Source organism: Clostridioides sp. LIBA-6622 (assembly GCF_056716095.1).
The window spans coordinates 3,604,177-3,622,489 of record NZ_CP196998.1 but is presented as its reverse complement, the minus strand read 5'-3'; the positions used below and the strand labels follow the sequence as shown (position 1 = coordinate 3,622,489).

Sequence of the window (18,313 nt, the reverse complement as noted above, 5' to 3'; positions counted from 1 at the left end):
TTGTAGGGAAGTGAGAAATATGTCGATTAAGAATAATATAACTAAAGAAGCAAAGATTAAAAAAGAAATAAATAGACTTAATAGGATATTTAAAGATGTTGATGAAAAAAAGAAAAAAAGTGTAGAAGGTCTTATACAAGAAAGTGCATTTATGAGGATTACATTAGAAGAATTAAAGGAGAATATAAATCTCTTTGGAGTAATAGATGAAATGCAACAAGGGGAATATTCAATTTTAAGAGAAAGCCCATATGTTAAAACATACAATACTATGATTCAAAGATATACAACATTAAATGATAAGCTCCTTGCTCTATTACCAAAAGATACTCCTAAAATCATTGATGATGGTTTTGATGATTTTGTAAGTGAAAAGCAATGTTAAGATATCCATTTAATTATAATCCAATCTTAGAATATTGGAATAAGATAGAAGAGGGTCAAGAGGTTGTAAGCATAAAGGTGCATAAGGTTTATAAAGAAGTAGTTAGAATTATACATGATTCAGATTCAGAGTGGGAGTATGATTCAAAAAAAGGTAATCATGTTATAGAGTTTATTGAAAACTATTGTAAGCATAGCAAGGGCAAGCTTGGTGGGAAGCCATTCATATTAGAGTTATGGCAAAAGTCATTAGTAGCTACAACTTTTGGTATTGTACACAAAATAGATGGAACTAGAAAATATCAAGAGGTAATGTTAATAGTTGCTAGAAAAAATGGAAAGTCTACTCTTGCATCATCTATAGGTCTATATATGATGATAGCAGATGGAGAGCCGGGTGCAGAAATATTTGCAGTTGCAACAAAGAAAGACCAAGCTAAAATAATATGGAGTGAAGCTAAGCGAATGGTAAAAAAGTCACCTTCATTATTAAGAAGAATAAAACCATTAGTGGCTGATATGGTTAGTAGTTTTAATGATAGCTCTTTCAGACCATTAGGTTCCGATAGTAATACACAAGATGGTCTTAATGTTCATTGTGCTTTGCTTGATGAAATACATGCTTGGAAAAGTAAAGATTTATACGATGTAATAGTTGATGGAACTAGTTCAAGAGATGAACCACTTATATTTATAACATCAACAGCTGGAACAGTAAGAGAGAGTATATTTGATATTAAATATGAAGAGGCAGAAATGCTTTTAAATGGTTATGAAGATGAAAATGGATATAAAGATGAGACTTTTTTACCTATAATTTATGAGCTAGACAACAAGAAAGAATGGTTAGAACCATCAGCTTATAAAAAAGCTAATCCAGGTTTAGGTACAATAAAAAAAATAGAACAACTTGAAAAAAAAGTAAATAAGGCAAAGTCAAATTCTCTATTGGTTAAAAACTTACTTACTAAAGACTTTAACATAAGAGAAACTTCAAGCGAAACATGGCTTATGTTTGATGAATTAAACAACAAAGATAAGTTTAATGTATTAGATTTAAGACCTAACTATGGAATTGGTGGAACTGACTTATCTAAGACAACTGACTTAACTGCAGCAGTTGTTATTTTTATGTGTGGAAATGATGAGAATATATATGTTTTGAGTATGGCATGGTTACCACATGATTTGTTAGAGGAAAGAAGTAAGGAAGATAGAATTCCTTATAACTTATGGTATGAACAAGGGTTAATTAGAACATGTCCTGGTAATAAAGTACATCCCAAATATGTAACAGAGTGGTTTTTAGAAGTTAGAGAACAATATGGGATATATTTACCTTGGGTTGGATATGATGCATGGTCAGCAGCTTATTGGGTGGAGGAAATGGAGGGTTATTTTGGTAAAGAAGCAATGGAAAAAGTACATCAAGGTAAAAAAACATTATCAAGCCCTATGTATCAACTTAAAGCAGATTTAAAAAGTAAAATTGTGAATTACAATAATAATCCTATAATGAAATGGTGCTTATCTAATATGGCTATAGATATAGATAAGAATGAAAATATACAACCATGTAAAACAAACAATAGAAGAAAGCGTATAGATTTAGCAGCAGCACTATTAAACGCATATACAACACTTAAAAATCATGATACAGAATATCAGAATATGATTTAAGGAAGGTGAAAGATGGGGTTACTAAATTTTAATAATAAAAGTAAAGATATTGTAACTAAGATAGAATTAGTAACTGTAGAAGGGAATGGATTTTTTTGCTGGAATGGAGACCTATATAGGAGTGATATTATAAGAGGACTTATAAGAACAAAATCAAAAGCAGTAGGAAAGATGGTAGCAAAACATATTAGAGATAGTTTAAATGGTTTTGAAATTAATCCAATGGCAAGTATAAGGTTTTTATTGGAAGACCCAAATCCACTTATGTCAGGTCAGTTATTGCAAGAAAAGATGGTCACTCAATTAGAGCTTAATGGAAATGCTTTTGCAATAATAATTGATGATGAATTTGGGATACCAAACCAAATTTATCCAGTAGTAGCTTTTAGTGTAGAGGCTGTATATGATGAAGCTAATGTGCTTAATTTGAAGTTTAAGCTAAAGAATGGAAAAGCTCTAACTTATCCATATAATAAGATTATACACCTTAGAAAAGATTTTAGTGACAATGATATATTTGGTACATCTCCTAGCATGTCTTTAATTAATTTAATGGAAATTGTTAACACAACAGACCAGGGAGTTGTTAAAGCAATACAAAATAGCAATGTGATTAAGTGGCTATTGAAGTTTAAACAAGTTCTTAAACCAGAAGACATAAAAATTGAGACTAAAAAGTTTATTGATAATTATTTAAAAATAGATTTAGGAGAAGGTGGAGCAGCTGCTATTGACCCAAAATATGATGTAGAGCAAGTTAAGCCAGAAAGCTATGTTCCTAATGCAGCACAAATGGATAAAACAACACAGAGGTTATACAATTTTTTTAATATAAATGAAAATATAGTACAGAGTAAATATTCAGAAGATGAGTGGAATGCATATTATGAATCAGAGATAGAGCCTCTAGGAATCCAATTGGGAAATGAGTATACCAGAAAATTATTTACAAGGAAAGAGAGAAGTTTTGGAAACAAGATAGTTTTTGAATCATCTAATCTTCAATGTGCAAGTATGTCTACTAAATTGGGTCTAGTACAAATGGTTGATAGAGGAGCTTTGACTCCAAATGAATGGAGAGCTGTGTTAAATCTAATGCCAATTGATGGAGGAGATAGGGCTTTGAGAAGATTAGATACAGCTGTATTAGAAAAAGAAGGTGAAAGTATTGTCAATAGAAATGAAAACGAACATACAAATAAAGGATAATTTGAAAGACTTTTTAAAAGTTAAAAACTCTACAGAGACAAATGCAGATTTATTTTTTTATGGTGATATTGTCTGTGACGAGTGGGATGCTTGGACAGAAGAAGACCAATACCCACTTGCAATAAAAGATTTTTTAACACATGAACAGGGAAAAGATTTAAATATTTATATCAATTCTGGCGGTGGTTCTGTATTTGCAGGTATGGCAATATATAATATGCTAAAGCGACACCAGGGTTTTAAAACTGTTTATATAGATGGTGTTGCTGCAAGTATCGCAAGTGTAATAGCTTTAGCAGGTGATAGAGTTGTAATCCCTAGCAATGCTTATTTTATGATACACAAACCTTGGCTAGGTCTATGGGGTGCATATAATTCAGATAAATTAATTAAATCAGCTGAAGATTTAGATAGGATAGAAGAAGGAATTTTAAATGTATATAAAGAGAATCTAAGAGAAGGAATTGACATTGAAGAAATAAAAGAAATGTTAAAAAATGAGACTTGGTTTACTGGTAGAGAAGCATCAAATTATTTTGATTTTGAAGTTGATGAAGTAAAAGAGGTAGCTGCTTGTGTGGGCAATTATTTTAATAAGTATGATAAAATACCTAATGCTTTAAAAAATAAAATAGATAAGATTGATGGAGAAAAAGAAAATAATAATAAAAAAAGAGTCCAACTTAGGTTGGGCTTATTAAATTTAGGGGGATTAAAAATGACTAGAGAAGAATATTTTAAAAAAAGACAAGAAATGATAGACGAAGCACAAAAATTACTTGATGATGAAGTTGGAGAAGAAGGAACAGGAGAGGAAAAGACGGAAGAAGCTGAAAAAATAGCTAATAAGATAAAAGCATTAGACGAGGAATATGAAAGAAATGCAAAAGCTAGAGCAAATTTAAAAGCATTACAGGATAGTAATAAAATACACCCTACTATTTTTAATTTAACTAATAATAAAGGTAGAATAGAAGGTACAGAAGACACATTTATTAAAGATGAGCAAGAAAAATATAAAAATGCTTGGGCTAAGGATATGTTAAGGAAGCCATTAAGCACAGAAGAGGAAGAAGTATTTAATAAAGTAAATATGGAATATAAGGCTGAGGTTCAGACAACTGAAAGTAACACTATTTTAATTCCTAAAACTGTAGCTACAGGCATATGGAAAGAAATTGGAGATATGTATCCTCTTTTTGGAGACACTTCACCAACTTTTGTAAAAGGTGATTTGACAATCATAGCAGAGGAAGATGGTGGTGATGATGCAGAGTGGTATGATGAAGAAACAGAGGTCAAAGAGGATGGCTACAAATTAAAAGAAATAACATTAAAAGGTTGTGACCTTTCAAAAGATATAACTGTATCATGGAAGTTAAGAAAAATGAGTATTGATGAGTTTATTCCATATATAACTACCTTATTAGCTGAAAAAATGGGGGCAGCATTGGCGAAAGCCATTATTAATGGAAAAGGAAAGCCAGGAGAAAGTGATTCTTTTAAGCCTCAACCACTTGGAATAAAAACTGTTTTAAGTAAAGAAATTAATAAAACTCAACTAATAGAGTACACTGATAAAATAGCCTATACTGATATAACTAAGCTAATGTCTGTACTAAACAAATGGAGTAATGGGGCTTGTATTTATGCTAATAGTACAACTATATGGACGCAATTAGCAGAAATATTAGATACAACAGGGAAGCCAATTTTTATTCCTGATACTGTAAATAGCGATGGTATTGGTAGACTATTTGGAAGAGTTGTCAAGATGGATGATAGTATGGCAGATGGAGAAATTCTTGCTGGAAATATAACTAAAGGTTATGCAATAAATATAAATGAAGATGTAACTTTATATACAGAAGAACATGTAAAAAGTAGAAAAACAGATTATTTAACTTATTCTCTAGTTGATGGTAATGTTATAAGTAGCAAGGCTTTTGGTATGATAGTAAAAAAAACTAGTACAGTTACGAAGTAGGTGTTTTGAATGATTGTATCATTAGAAGAAATAAAAGAATATTTAAGATTAGAAGCAGATTATAACGAAGACAATAATCTGCTTTTGTCTTTTCTGAAAGTAGCAGAGGAAAGCTTGGAGAATCAGACAGGGAAGGTTTTTAATGAAAATAATAAATCTGAACTCGCTAGTTTATATGTAAAAATGTATGTTGCAGAGCAGTATGAGAAAAGGGGAGCAACAGAAAGTAATAGTGAAAAAGTTAGGTTTGTTTTAGAAAGCATAATATCTCAACTTAGTATATGTGGGAGGTATAAGTAATTGGATGTTGGAAAATTAACACAAAGAATAGAGGTTCAAGTATTTGGAGAGGCAGAAAATATAATCGGCGAAATTATCAAAGGATGGACTACTTATATAACGTTGTGGGCGAATAAGTCTTTATTAAGAAAGAGTAGTAACTATATCTTAGATAAAGAAGGCACTGAATATTCCTATAGGTTTAAAGTAAGATATAGAACTGATATAACCGAAGATATGAGGATTGTCCATGATGGAATTATTTATGATATTAAGCATGTAAATAATATAAAAGAATTAAATCAATACGAAACTAATATTGATTGTGTTGTTTATAAAGAGGGTGTTTATAACGAGTAATACAGATTTTAATGTAGGTGGATTAGATAGCTATACAAATAGAATTGTTAATCGACTAGCTAAAGAATATCCTAAAGAAGCCAAAAAATTAATGAATGGAATTGTTGGAGGTTGTAAAGGTGAAGCTATAGCAAGAACACCTAAGTCTGATAAAAAGCCAAAAAAGTATAGAAGAAGTAAACATATGAAAGACAATTGGAAAACTAAGGTAACGCAAAAAAAAGGAAATTGTATGGGTTTATTAAAAAACAATTCACCACATGCACATCTACAAGAAAATGGTTGGTCAACAAAAAATGGGGGATATGTGGAAGGAAAGCATATGCTGCAACAGACTATGGAACACCAATCCCCTAAGATAGATAAAAAAGTTGATAAATTTCTTGATAAAATGTTTAATTTATAGGAGAAAAAATATGTTAAAAATAGTCTCTGTAAAAAAGGCTATAGTAGATAAATTAAAGCCTTTAAAAATAAAAATAGTAGCAAATGAGATAAGAAGCGGGTTTGAAAAGCCTGCTTTCTTTATTCAAATTATTCCTGTTGAAATTTCAAATGACCCTGGATTTGCAAGTAATAAATTAATAGTTAATATACATTATTTTCCTAGAGGGAAAACAGAGTTAGAAAACTTAGAAATGATTGATAGATTAAATGTATTATTCCAGGATTGCATTTTAGAAATTGACGATGGGGAATTGACAATAGAAGAAAAAAATGCAGAAATAATTGAAAATATTCTACAATATAAATTTAATTTGCAAGTAACAGAAATTATACCAGAAGATGAAAGTGAATACGAACTTATGCAAAATCTTGAAATGAATATTTAAAGGAGGTATATATCTTGGGATTACCAGAAGCCATAATTGAGTTTGAGAGACGCTCAAAAACTATAAAATTTAGAAGTCAAAGAGGAATTGTCGCTTTAGTTCTTAAAGATACTACTGCAACAAAGAAGTCTTATTCCTTAGATTTTTTGATGGATATAAATGAAACTGAATTTACAAAAGAAAATTATGATTATATAAGACTTGCATTTTTAGGAAGTCCTAACAAGGTCATTATAGAAGTTATGAATGATTCAGTTGAAGATAAAAGAACTTTAGATGATGTGCTGAAAGCTTTAGATTTAAAAAAGTTTAATTATATAGCTATTCCTTGGATAGATGCAGAGGCTGACAAAACTAAAGTAGTCAACTGGATAAAAGGAGCTAGAAGACAAAAGAAAATATATAAGGCTGTTTTACCAAATATATCAGATGCAAATGAAAAAGCTATCATAAATTTTACAACAACAGGAATAAAAGTTAATGAAAAAGATTACACAACAGCAGAGTACACAGCAAGAGTTGCAGGTATTTTAGCAGGGATATCTCTTTCAGAGAGTTGTACTTATTTTGTTTTAGATGAAGTAACTGAAATAGAAGCAAGTGAAAATCCAGATGAAGCTGTTGAAAGAGGAGAGTTAATTCTTATAAGTAATAATGGAATAAGAATAGCAAGAGGTGTAAACTCTTTGGTGACATTAGGTAAAAGTGAGATAGAGGACTTAAAGAAAATAAAAATTGTTGAAGCATCAGATATGATACAAGATGATATTTTGCAAACTTGGAATGAAAATTATGTAGGAAAAGTTACAAATAAGTATGATAATAAAATACTGTTTTTATCTGCTGTAAATAATTATTTTAAAGAACTACAGCGTGATGAAGTACTAGATAATAGTCAAGAGGCATCTGCACAAATAGATATAGAAGCACATAAGAAGTATTTAAAAGAAAAAGGCATTGATTATAGCGAAATGACAGAGCAACAAATAAAAGAAGCCAATACTGGTTCTTATGTATTTGCAGAGGGAAGTATAATAATTACAGATGCAATGGAGGATTTGAAATTTAAAATATATATGTAAGTGAGGTGATTAATTAAATGGGTGATAATAGCAATATTTTAGGAAGTAGGCAGATTTCTGGTACTTGGGGTAAGCTTTGGCTAGATGGAAGTTTAATCGCAGAAGTTCTCAGCTTTGAAGCTAAGGTGACAGCAAATAGAGAAGAAGTTCAATATGGAATGAGTAAGGACTCTAAAATAACATCTTTAAGTGGGGAAGGAACCATAAAACTTGGTAAAGTATATTCACGTGGTAAGAAAAAATTACTGGAAGCATGGAAAAATGGAGAAGACCCAAGAAGCACAATCACGAGTAAGTTGAAAGACCCTGGGACACTTGGAAAACAATCAGAAGCAACCACTATTAACAATGTTTGGTTTAATGAGTTAGCTTTAGCTCAGTTTGAAAAAGGTGGAAAAATTGAAGAAGAATTAAGCTTTGGATTTACGCCAAATGATGCAGATGTTATTGATGAAATTGAGGAGATTTAAGGATAGTTTTTTACTATCCTTTTTTATGTAAAAATATTAGGAGGATTAAAAAATGGATAACAAAAAAAATAAAAAAGAAATAATAACAATAGAAGACATTTTAAGAAGAAAAGAATATTTTTCAAATAAAAGTGAAGAAACAAAGCAATTATATATTCCTTCTCTTGGTGCAAATATAGAAATTGCAAAACCTGATAGGGAATTATGTATTGATGCGACTGAAATGGAGGATGCAGATGAAGGTGAAAAATATTTTGTTTATGAAGTAGTTAAAAATCCAAATTTAAAGAATGAAAAATTACAGGATGAATTTAAATGTAATGACCCATTAGAAATAGTTGACATCTTATTTGAACCAGGAGAAATTACTGATATTGCTAAAATTGCTATGAAATTTGCAGGTTTTGGAACTGTTGAGGAGATTGAAAGCTTAAAAAACTAATTAAAAGCGATATAGAAATGCAAATGTTTAGTCATTACTTAGATAGAGGGATTGACTTAGATAAATTGACTAATTTAAGAATGACAAGAAAAAATTTTTATATTGCTAGTATGCTATATGAAGAAGAAGAAAAAATAAAACTTATTTCTGAACTGATAAGTGCTATGTTTGGAGGTTCAAAAAATGGCTAGAAGACATATAAGTGCAGTTATATCTCTAAAAGACAACATGAGTGCAACTATGCGAGGAATTAGAAGAGAGCAAACGCAATTCCAAAGGGAAGTTAGAAGAACAAGGAATGAAATGCGTGCAGCAAGTAGGGAACGTATGCGTATAAGAATGGACGCAACACCTGCTAATAGAGTTATGCAGAATCTAAACCAAAAACTAGCACCTCTTAGGACTAAACTTGTAAAAATAGTTGCAATTAAGGATTTGGCAAGTGAAAAAGTTGAGAGAATAAAGTCAAACGTAAAGGCTTTTGGGAGATTTATTGCAAGACCAGCTATAAAACTAAAAGATGAAACAAAAGGAATGATTGATAAAATAAAAAATCGCCTTACAAGTTTATCTACTATAGTCCCAATTGGAATGGCAGCAGGTGCGGCTGCTGCTACTGTTAAAAGTGGTATGGAACTAGAGCAACAACAAATAAGCATGAGACATTTTATGGGGGTTGGAAATAAAGGTAAATCTAGTAAAGAGTTAGATGGTATGAGTGCAAGTTATTTAAAAGAATTAAGAGGAAATGCTAATGCCACACCTTTTGAAACTGGGGAAGTTATATCAGCAGGAACTCGTTCTTTACAAATTGCAGGAGGAAACACAAAGGATGCTATGCAGATGGTAAAATTAGCTGAAGATATGGCAGCGTTAAATCCAGGTAAAACTGTTGGTGATGCTATGGAAGCCTTGGCGGATATGAACATTGGAGAGATGGCTAGATTGACAGAATTTGGAGTCAAGGCAAGTAGTACAGATGACCCAAAAGATGTGCAAAAAAAATTAGAAACAATGTATGCAGGAGGTGCAGGTAAACTAGCAGAGAGTGGCTCTGGACTACTTTCTACAATAATGGGGAAGTTAAAATCTAATGTAGCAGATATTGGGTTAGGTATGTTAGAACCTTTGAAGCCTGTAATGTCTGGATTAATTGGATTTATAGACCAGGCAAGCCCTAAGATACTAGAAGTAGGTACAAAAATAACAAGTGGTATAGGAACAGCAATAGGATGGTTTCAGCAGCAAATGCCAACGCTAGCACCTATTTTTCAGACAGCATTTAGTGCTATATCTTCAATTGTATCAACAGTTGCACCAATAATCGGGCAAGTTATAAGTGCGTTAGCTCCGATTTTTATGGGATTACTTTCTGTTGCCTCGTCTGTTCTATCAGGAATTGCTTCTGCTGTCAAAACTGTAGCTCCTATTGTAAGTTCTTTAATTTCTAAGTTTTCGCCAGTTTTTTCAAATGTTGGAAGTACTTTAAAATCTATGGGTAAGATTTTTAAAAATGTTTTTGATAGTGTTATGAAAGTAGTTAAAAAAGCATCTGATTATATAAAACCACTTATAGATGGAATAGCAGGTGCAGCAAATGGATTAAGTGATGGATTTAACTGGGTTGTTGGTAAATTAGCAGGAAATGCTACTGGTACAAAGTACTGGAGTGGTGGACTTAGTGTAGTTGGTGAACATGGTCCAGAACTTGTGCAAATGCCAAGAGGTTCTAAAGTTTTTACTAATTCAGAAAGTAAATCTATTGTTAATAAGAGCATACCTACATTAAGACAGAAACAAGAAGGAAATGTAAATTATAATATATCTATTCCGAAGTTAGCCGAAACTATAGTAATTAGAGAAGACGCAGATATTGAAAAGATTATGTCAAGATTAATAACAGAAATACAAATGGCAAAAGTAGGAGGAGTAGTTTAATGGAAATGTGGCTTAGGCAGGCAAATGATGCTTTTAGATTTCCTGTTTTCCCTTCAAGCTTTGAGATAAATGGAAATATAAATACAAATACATCAAATGTATTGAAACTTGGAGAAATAATAGTATGTGGTGGTGTAGGGCTTAGAACAACAGAGGTAACTAGTTTCTTCCCAAGCCAAGAATATCATTTTTGTAATTATAAAGGATTTCCACAACCATATGACTGTGTAGAAAAACTTAAAAAGTGGATGGAACAGGGACTAATTTTAAGATATATAATAACTGAAACAAATATAAACATGGAGGTCATTATAGAAAGTTTTAAGTATGGGAAACAAGATGGAACACGAGATATACATTTTACATTAAGCTTAAAAGAGTATAAAAGAATACAGATACCTAAAGTAAATACTAATAATGATGAAAAGCTATCTTCTGCAAAAAATGTTCCTTTGACAAAAGGATTCGATACAAAACAAAAGACACATAAAGTAGGTAAAGACGATAGCCTATGGTCACTTGCAAAAAAATATTATGGAAATGGAGATTTGTGGAAGAAGATTTATGATGCGAATAAAAAATTAATTAAAAATCCTGACATAATAAAAGAGGGTTGGGTGTTAGTAATCCCATAGTTTGGAGGTGATTTATAATTAATAATATAAAGTTAAAAGTACACATAAAAAGTGGTAATATCTATGATATAACTGATATAGTAGAAAAAGTTACATGGTCAGGTGATTATAAGTCCCCATCAAGGACATTAGAATTTTCTGTAGTACAATCAGCTTCTGATATTAATTTTAGACAGGTAGATATACCTATAGCTAGTACAGTTTGTTTTTATGTAGATGATAAAGAAATCTATCGAGGAATGATAATTAATAGGTCTAAAGACTCCAGTAATAATAGTATTAGCTTTACATCAAAAGACATGGGATTTTTACTTACACAAAGCGAGGTATCATACAATTTTAAAGATAAGTTAGTTGAAGATATTGCAAAACAAGTTTTTAATGACAATAAACTTTCAATTGGAAATATACCTAAAACTAATGTCAAATATACTAAGATGTTTATTGGTGTAACTGGCTATGATACTATAATGAGTGCATATACAGAAGCTAGTAAGACAACTAAAAAAAAGTATATGATAGAGTCTAATGTAGATAAATTTAATATCATTGAAAAAGGAACTGTTACATTAAATGTTATGTTTGAAGAAGGTTCTAATCTTATAAATACTAGTTTTTCAGAAAGTATGGAGAATGTAAAAAACAAGGTCTCAGTAGTAGACCAGTATGGCAATAAAATTAGCGAAAAAATTGACAATGAAATTTTTAAAGATGTTGGAGTGATTATGCAAAAAGTTATACAACAACAAGAAAACAATACTGTAGATGTTGAAAGTGAGTTTAAAGGAATAGAACAGACTTGCAATCTGAAAGGATATGGTGACGTGACTTGTATAACTGGTAGAGGTGTAAAGGTTAAGGATAGCTATACAGGACTTGTGGGGTTATTTTATATAGACACAGATAAGCACAACTGGGATAGCAACGGAAATTATGAGATAGATTTAGATTTGAATTTTCAAAATATCATGGATGAAAAGACAGCAGGACAAGATGAACAGAAAGAAGAAAGTTCTGATTTGAGTAGTGGCGAAGGCACTCTGAATGGGAAAGAAGTAAAAGCAGAATTTACAGCATATTATCCTTCAAATAACCCACTTGAGGGTGGATATTATCAAGCAATGGACAACAAAAGGCTTGTACCTAGCAATAATACTTGTGCTGCACCTAGTAAACTTAAATTTAAAACACAAATTCAAGCAAAATGTCCTGGCACTAAAATTGATGGCAAAACTTATACAGTAACGGATAGAGGTGGAGCGATTGACTTAAAAAATGGAGTGTATAGAATAGATATATTAATGTCTAGTGAAAAAGAATGTAATGATTTTGGAAGAAGAAAAGGAAGCATAATAATTGGAGATGGCACAGGATATACAAATGCAACAGGAAAAGCAGGTACAGTAATAGCAGAAGCAAAAAAACATCTAGGTAAGCCTTATAAATGGGGTGGAAATGGACCTAGTAATTTTGACTGTTCGGGGTTAATGGTATATTGTTTTAAAAAAGTTAATGTTAATCTACCGAGAACATCAAGACAACAAGCTACAACAGGGAAGAAAATAGATGAAAAAAAATTACAAGCAGGTGATTTAGTGTTTTTCCACGACCCAGTTAGTCATGTTGGTTTATATATAGGAAATGGAGAATTTTTACATGCACCACAAGCAGGTGATGTAGTTAAAATAACAAAAACAAACAGTAGTTATTACACTAAAAATTTTGCTACAGCTCGAAGGGTTTTATAAAAGAGAGGTGAAATAATGGCTAATCCAATCAATGAATTTATAGGAATAATAAGAGAAGAAGGAAAACATTATAATGAACCTTCTTTTTTTATTGGAAAAGTTAAAGATAAATTACCAAATTTAAAAATAGAGGTAAATAACATTATATTAGAAAAAGAAGATATTTTAATAGATAGTTGGATACTTGATAGACAGATAGAATTATTTGATACAGAAACAAGTCAAGAACATAAACATGAAATAAAAAATCCGTTTATAGATACTTTTGAGGAAGAGGACACAGTAATAATGTTTAAGATAGGTGATAAATTTGCTGTTGTAAGTAAGTTGGTGAGCTTATAATGAGTACAATATTCCCATTTATAGGAGTACCAGCAGACTACGAAATATCAAAAGAAAAAGAGTTAGAATTATTCAGAGAAGTGGCTTGGAATTTTGAAAAAGATGAGCCTATTTTAGAAAATGGAGATTTTAAAGTTGTTGAAGGAAATGAAGCTATCAAAGTTTGGGTATACAAATGTATTAAAACTAATAGATACGAGCATGAGGTACATTCGTGGAATTATGGAACAGAGCTATCTGAATTAATAGGTCAAAAGTATAGTAAAGGTCTTACAGAAAGTGAAGCATCTAGGTATATAAAAGAGTCTCTATTAGTTAATCCATATATACTAGATATTAATGTTGCAAATACAAAATTTACAGATGATTTATTAAGTGTAGACATAACTATAAATACAATTTATGGAGAGGTGGAAGTTAATGTATAGTAGTCAAACATATGATGTTGTTAAAAGCAGAACTCTATCCAATATAGATTTAAATATCTATAAAGGCGAGGGTTCTTTTTTAAGTGATATGGTATCTCCTGTTAATAGTGAATTAGCAAAATTCTATATAGAACTTTCATACCTTCATAAGAAAGCTTTTATAGAAGATAACTTCGATGATTTTTTAGATAAGAGAGTAAATGAATTTGGAGTGTATAGAAAACTAGGAACAGAAGCTACAGGGGAAGTGACATTCGAGGGAAAAGTTGGAACAACTATTCAAAACGGAACTATTATTTCTTACAACGAGCTATTATTCGTGGTAATTAAAGATATAGTAATTAGTTCAGAAATCGAACAAAATACAAGCCCGATACAGGCTTTAGAAATCGGAATTAGATATAATATACCTGCAAACACAGAATTTAAGCTACAAGACGAAATAAATGGCATAACTAAAATTTATAATAATTTAGCATTCCAAGGTGGGACAGAAATAGAAACAGACGAAGAATTAAAAGAGAGATTCTATAAAATACAGAAAAATCAAGCTACAAGTGGAAATAAAGCACACTATGAGGAATGGGCTTTAGAGGTTGATGGGGTCTATAATGCTAAGGTTTATCCAAGATGGGATGGAGCAGGAACAGTGAAGGTTTTATTATTTGGTCAAAATAATCAAGCTGTTGAAGAAGAAATAATAACTAAATGTAGAGAACATATCGAGGCAGAAATGCCAATAGGATGTACACTAACAGTCACAACACCTTCGCCACTTGATGTAAATATAAGTGCAACTATAAAGCTAGAAGCAGGATACACACTAGATTTTGTAAAAGAAAGTTTCTTAGAAAGCATTAATAGCTATTTAATAAATGTTAATAAAGAAATAATTTACACTAAAGTAAGTGCAATACTTGCAAGTGTAGAAGGTCTACATGACTTTAGTAATTTACTTTTAAATAATAAAGCTGAAAATATAAGTTTTGAAGAAGATAAAGTCCCAAGTGTTACAACCTTAGAATTTAGTGAGGTGGTTTAATGAAGTTAATTGATAAGCTACCTCAATTTTATAACAATGATGTTACAAGAAAAATACAAGAAGCTTATGACATAGAACTAGAGACGCTTAGAGAAACTTATGACGATACTTTTGACCAGTTCTTTGTAGATACTGCAACATGGGGACTCGATTACTGGGAAAATATTTTATCTATTAAAAATAGATTTGATTTAAGTATAGAAGATAGAAGAAGTAATATAACAGCAAAAATGAGGGGCAAAGGCACAACTACTATAGGAGTAATAAAAGCTATCTCAGAAGCTTATACAAAGACTAATGTTGATGTAGAAGTATTCAGTAATCTATTTAGTTTTACGCTTAGTTTTATAACAAATAATTGTAGTTATAACACTATCTTGGAGTTAGATAAGAAAATAGAAGAAATAAAACCATGTCATCTTGAACATAAATTTGAGATGCTTTTATTCAATAAAAATGATATGTTTGCAGGTTCTACAATGAATACAGGTGAAACAGTTACCATATACCCATATGCACCAACAAACTTTGAAAGCTTTGGAGAATTAACTATAGCTACAGGTAATGATAGGAGTATGGAAAAAGTAACTTTATACCCAAAGCAGGAGGTGATATAGTTGGCAGAACAAAAATATTATACCCTTTTAACAAAGATAGGTAAGGCATCTATTGCAAATGCTACCGCACTTGGTAATAAAGTAGATTTAGTTAAATTACAACTTGGTGATGGAGCAGGAGCGGAATATAATCCAACAGAAGAACAGACAACACTTAAAAAAATAGTTTGGGAAGGTTCTGTAAACAATGTAAAAGTAGATGAAGAAAATCCAAACTGGATAGTAATAGAAACTGTAATACCAGGTAGCGTTGGTGGATTTATGATAAGGGAAGTAGGTATATTTGACTCGTTAAATCAATTAATTGCAGTATCTAAATATCCCGAAACATATAAACCAACAGCTGATAGTGGGAGCGTAAAAGATTTAGTTATAAAAATTATTTTAGTAGTCTCTAACACTTCAAGTGTAAATTTAAAAGTAGACCCAACTGTCATTTTGGCAACATTAAAAGATATACAAACTTTAGATAGTAAAATAGATACAACTAAAACAGAGTTAACAAGCAACATAGAAACTGCTAAGACAGAGTTAAACACTAGAATTGACACAGAAAACGAGAAACAAAATATCAAGATTGACAGTATCGTTGCAGGGGGAGTTAATGTATCTCATACACATATCATAGAAACAGATGATTGGGTTTTAAATAGTGAAACTAGCATGTATGAAGTAACTATAAATCATCCTTTATTGACTAAAAGAATACTAATAGCTTTATATGATGAAATTGGAGAAGCACTTACACCAAATGCTAGAGCTATTGATGATAATAGCATTCTTGTTAGGAATGAAGAAAATATTAAAATGTATGTGTATTTGATAAATGGGAATGCACAAACTAGTTTAATTAATGCGACTGTTGATGATAATAGAGTGTCTGAAATGACTACTTATTCAAGCGAAAAAATACATGAGGAAATTAATAAAGTAGCAGAGCAATTAACAGGAATCAAAGCCGATATTATATCAAACATAAATAGTAATTTAATACCAATGTAGAAAGAGAGGTGATAAAGTGAAAATTTGGAAATACAATAGAACTGTGAAAAAAAGAAGAGGTATCTATACAGAATTAGATATACTTGCTCAACGATATGAATTTGAAGAAGATGGAAAATTTTATACAGCTTATTTTCATTTATATACTAATAAAGATATAGATATATTCAGAGATAAAGATTTATATAAAGAATCTTATATGATGAACTATAGAGTTGGAGGCGTATCAACTGATATTGATGATGTAGTACAACAAACAACTACAGTAAGATTTATACCTGACCCTGTTATTGATATTGTAATTGATAACATTAGCAGAGGATGTGAAATAAACTACAAAATTATAGATAATGAGCCAAGCATAAAATTCATTGTTACAGAAAAATTAAATGGCACAATAATAGAAACAAAAACAAATTCTAGTGATAATAATTATAAACTCAAATTAACTGATGAACAAATAGTACCATTAGCACTCAACTCTTCAAATTCAATAGTAATAGAAATAAGTACAGAAGATGGAGGTTTAGTAACAAGCAAGACAGTAACATTTACAAGAACAAATAATAAGCCATCTATTTTGGTTAATTCATATAGTTCTACTTCTGCAAAGTATGTAGTATCTGACTTAGATAATAATTTAAGTAAAATAGAATGGTATCTTGATGATGTGCTAAAAGATACATTTACTACAGATTTAATAACAGAAAAAACAATAAACTATGAACTTACAGACAATGCAATACACACACTTAAAATAGTAGCTACAGATGCAGAAAATGCAACTTCTGAGAAGGTTTTAAGTATCAGTAAAGAAATTATGCCACTTCAAACAGATGCAACTTTACAAGATATATCATCTAAATTAGTAGAAATTGGAGAAGGGTTTAAGAATGGGAAAACAAGTATTATAAATGTATTGGCATTAAAGAATATTGAATCAAGTTTAAATAATACACTTGTGGAACTGTCAGAGAAAATTAAAACTTCTTTTGATAGTTCGGATGCTAGTGTTGAGGAGTTGCAAAATAGGATAACTGAATTGAATAATCAGCTTAGTCAACGTAAAAAATGGGCTAGTGGTACTTATACTTTTACTCAAAATGATTATGACAATTTTTACTCACGATATTCGGCTGGTAGTGACTATGCGAGAAGTCTTACTGTTCCTATTAATCTAAATTTTACTCCTAGTCTTATCATTGTTGAAAAAATTATTCTTCACGATGGTAGTTATGATTTAAACTTTTATGCTGTTAATAATTTAAACAGATTTACTTCTGTTGGTCGTGTTGATAGGAGTAGCGAATATTTTTTTAATGCTCATATGTTTGTTCTAAGTGCAGATAGTAGCAATTTTGTTTTACGTACTTATCGTGATGCACGTACTGGTGCAAGTGATGCGATATATCGTTGCAAAGCTGGAGAAAGCTTTACATGGTATGCTTATGAATAATATGAAAGGCGGTAATTAAAATGGAAAGAGGAAATAGAATAATTTATAATCAAGACGGAAAAATATTACTTCAAACTGGAGAAACAACAGGAGATGTATCAGAGCATGATACAATAACCGAATTACATTACTTAGATGTTGAGTTTGGAAGTATAGACTATAGTAAACAGTATATAGAGTCAATAAATCCAGTTACAAAAGAACCTGTTTTAAAAAATATAGAAATTGTTTTGACCGATGAACAAAAGAGATTACAAGCATTAGAAGAAGAACTAAGTATGTTAAAAGAAGAAAATAAAAATAGAGATAGTGAGATAGTAAATGCAGCATTTGAAATAGAAAATATGAAATTAAATAACAATCTTTAGGAGGAATTAAT

At 30.7% G+C, this 18,313-nt stretch carries 22 protein-coding genes; all 22 read left to right on the top strand.

The window, feature by feature from the left end; translation table 11 throughout:
* Positions 1 to 19: 19 nt before the first annotated feature.
* From ACTG47_RS16910 to ACTG47_RS16805, 22 genes are read left to right on the top strand one after another with little or no spacing between them, the layout of a single operon-like run.
* Positions 20 to 385, top strand: coding sequence for a hypothetical protein (locus ACTG47_RS16910; RefSeq protein ID WP_021425771.1), 366 nt, complete (start codon positions 20 to 22; stop codon positions 383 to 385).
* Positions 379 to 2,064 (top strand): terminase large subunit, encoded by a 1,686-nt coding sequence (locus ACTG47_RS16905; protein ID WP_479925421.1) that lies wholly within the window; start codon positions 379 to 381, stop codon positions 2,062 to 2,064. Before ACTG47_RS16910 ends, ACTG47_RS16905 begins: the two co-directional genes overlap by 7 nt.
* Before the next feature lie 12 nt (positions 2,065 to 2,076).
* Positions 2,077 to 3,273, top strand: coding sequence for a phage portal protein (locus ACTG47_RS16900; RefSeq protein WP_479925420.1), 1,197 nt, complete (start codon positions 2,077 to 2,079; stop codon positions 3,271 to 3,273).
* Complete coding sequence (locus ACTG47_RS16895; RefSeq protein ID WP_479925419.1) at positions 3,245 to 5,260, top strand: head maturation protease, ClpP-related; 2,016 nt, start codon at positions 3,245 to 3,247, stop codon at positions 5,258 to 5,260. Before ACTG47_RS16900 ends, ACTG47_RS16895 begins: the two co-directional genes overlap by 29 nt.
* A gap of 9 nt (positions 5,261 to 5,269) precedes the next feature.
* Positions 5,270 to 5,560, top strand: a complete 291-nt coding sequence (locus tag ACTG47_RS16890) for a head-tail connector protein (RefSeq protein WP_479925418.1) — start codon at positions 5,270 to 5,272, stop codon at positions 5,558 to 5,560.
* A complete protein-coding gene (locus tag ACTG47_RS16885; protein WP_479925417.1) occupies positions 5,561 to 5,899 on the top strand; it encodes a phage head closure protein in 339 nt (112 codons plus the stop codon).
* Positions 5,883 to 6,305, top strand: a complete 423-nt coding sequence (locus ACTG47_RS16880; RefSeq protein ID WP_479925416.1) for an HK97 gp10 family phage protein — start codon at positions 5,883 to 5,885, stop codon at positions 6,303 to 6,305. The genes ACTG47_RS16885 and ACTG47_RS16880 overlap by 17 nt, the downstream gene beginning before the upstream one ends.
* Before the next feature lie 10 nt (positions 6,306 to 6,315).
* Complete coding sequence (locus tag ACTG47_RS16875) at positions 6,316 to 6,732, top strand: phage tail terminator family protein (RefSeq protein WP_479925415.1); 417 nt, start codon at positions 6,316 to 6,318, stop codon at positions 6,730 to 6,732.
* Positions 6,733 to 6,746: 14 nt separating this feature from the next.
* Positions 6,747 to 7,814 (top strand): phage tail sheath C-terminal domain-containing protein, encoded by a 1,068-nt coding sequence (locus ACTG47_RS16870; RefSeq protein ID WP_479925414.1) that lies wholly within the window; start codon positions 6,747 to 6,749, stop codon positions 7,812 to 7,814.
* 17 nt (positions 7,815 to 7,831) lie between these two features.
* Entirely contained in the window at positions 7,832 to 8,284 is a 453-nt protein-coding gene (locus tag ACTG47_RS16865) for a phage tail tube protein (protein WP_196340932.1), read from the top strand.
* A 52-nt stretch (positions 8,285 to 8,336) separates the two neighbouring features.
* Positions 8,337 to 8,726, top strand: coding sequence for a phage tail assembly chaperone (locus ACTG47_RS16860; RefSeq protein WP_021425743.1), 390 nt, complete (start codon positions 8,337 to 8,339; stop codon positions 8,724 to 8,726).
* Between the two features lie 23 nt (positions 8,727 to 8,749).
* Positions 8,750 to 8,917, top strand: a complete 168-nt coding sequence (locus ACTG47_RS16855; RefSeq protein WP_021425746.1) for a hypothetical protein — start codon at positions 8,750 to 8,752, stop codon at positions 8,915 to 8,917.
* Positions 8,910 to 10,664 carry a hypothetical protein gene (locus tag ACTG47_RS16850; RefSeq protein ID WP_196340931.1) on the top strand — a complete coding sequence of 585 codons (1,755 nt, stop codon included), beginning with the start codon at positions 8,910 to 8,912 and terminating at the stop codon, positions 10,662 to 10,664. Before ACTG47_RS16855 ends, ACTG47_RS16850 begins: the two co-directional genes overlap by 8 nt.
* A complete protein-coding gene (locus tag ACTG47_RS16845) occupies positions 10,664 to 11,299 on the top strand; it encodes a LysM peptidoglycan-binding domain-containing protein (RefSeq protein WP_479925413.1) in 636 nt (211 codons plus the stop codon). Before ACTG47_RS16850 ends, ACTG47_RS16845 begins: the two co-directional genes overlap by 1 nt.
* Positions 11,300 to 11,313: 14 nt before the next feature.
* On the top strand, positions 11,314 to 13,047 hold the full coding sequence (locus ACTG47_RS16840) for a C40 family peptidase (RefSeq protein WP_479927094.1): 1,734 nt from the start codon (positions 11,314 to 11,316) through the stop codon (positions 13,045 to 13,047).
* Between the two features lie 15 nt (positions 13,048 to 13,062).
* Positions 13,063 to 13,389, top strand: a complete 327-nt coding sequence (locus ACTG47_RS16835; protein ID WP_479925412.1) for a DUF2577 family protein — start codon at positions 13,063 to 13,065, stop codon at positions 13,387 to 13,389.
* Positions 13,389 to 13,817: a DUF2634 domain-containing protein gene (locus ACTG47_RS16830; protein ID WP_479925411.1), complete on the top strand. Its 429-nt coding sequence runs from the start codon at positions 13,389 to 13,391 to the stop codon at positions 13,815 to 13,817. The genes ACTG47_RS16835 and ACTG47_RS16830 overlap by 1 nt, the downstream gene beginning before the upstream one ends.
* A complete protein-coding gene (locus tag ACTG47_RS16825; RefSeq protein WP_479925410.1) occupies positions 13,810 to 14,859 on the top strand; it encodes a baseplate J/gp47 family protein in 1,050 nt (349 codons plus the stop codon). The genes ACTG47_RS16830 and ACTG47_RS16825 overlap by 8 nt, the downstream gene beginning before the upstream one ends.
* Positions 14,859 to 15,476, top strand: coding sequence for a putative phage tail protein (locus ACTG47_RS16820; RefSeq protein WP_479925409.1), 618 nt, complete (start codon positions 14,859 to 14,861; stop codon positions 15,474 to 15,476). Before ACTG47_RS16825 ends, ACTG47_RS16820 begins: the two co-directional genes overlap by 1 nt.
* Entirely contained in the window at positions 15,477 to 16,478 is a 1,002-nt protein-coding gene (locus tag ACTG47_RS16815) for a phage tail protein (protein WP_479925408.1), read from the top strand.
* Between the two features lie 16 nt (positions 16,479 to 16,494).
* Positions 16,495 to 17,934, top strand: coding sequence for a hypothetical protein (locus ACTG47_RS16810; protein WP_479925407.1), 1,440 nt, complete (start codon positions 16,495 to 16,497; stop codon positions 17,932 to 17,934).
* Positions 17,935 to 17,954: 20 nt separating this feature from the next.
* The gene (locus ACTG47_RS16805) at positions 17,955 to 18,302 is read left to right on the top strand and encodes a hypothetical protein (protein WP_479925406.1); all 348 of its coding nucleotides are present in this window, start codon (positions 17,955 to 17,957) and stop codon (positions 18,300 to 18,302) included.
* Positions 18,303 to 18,313: the final 11 nt, after the last annotated feature.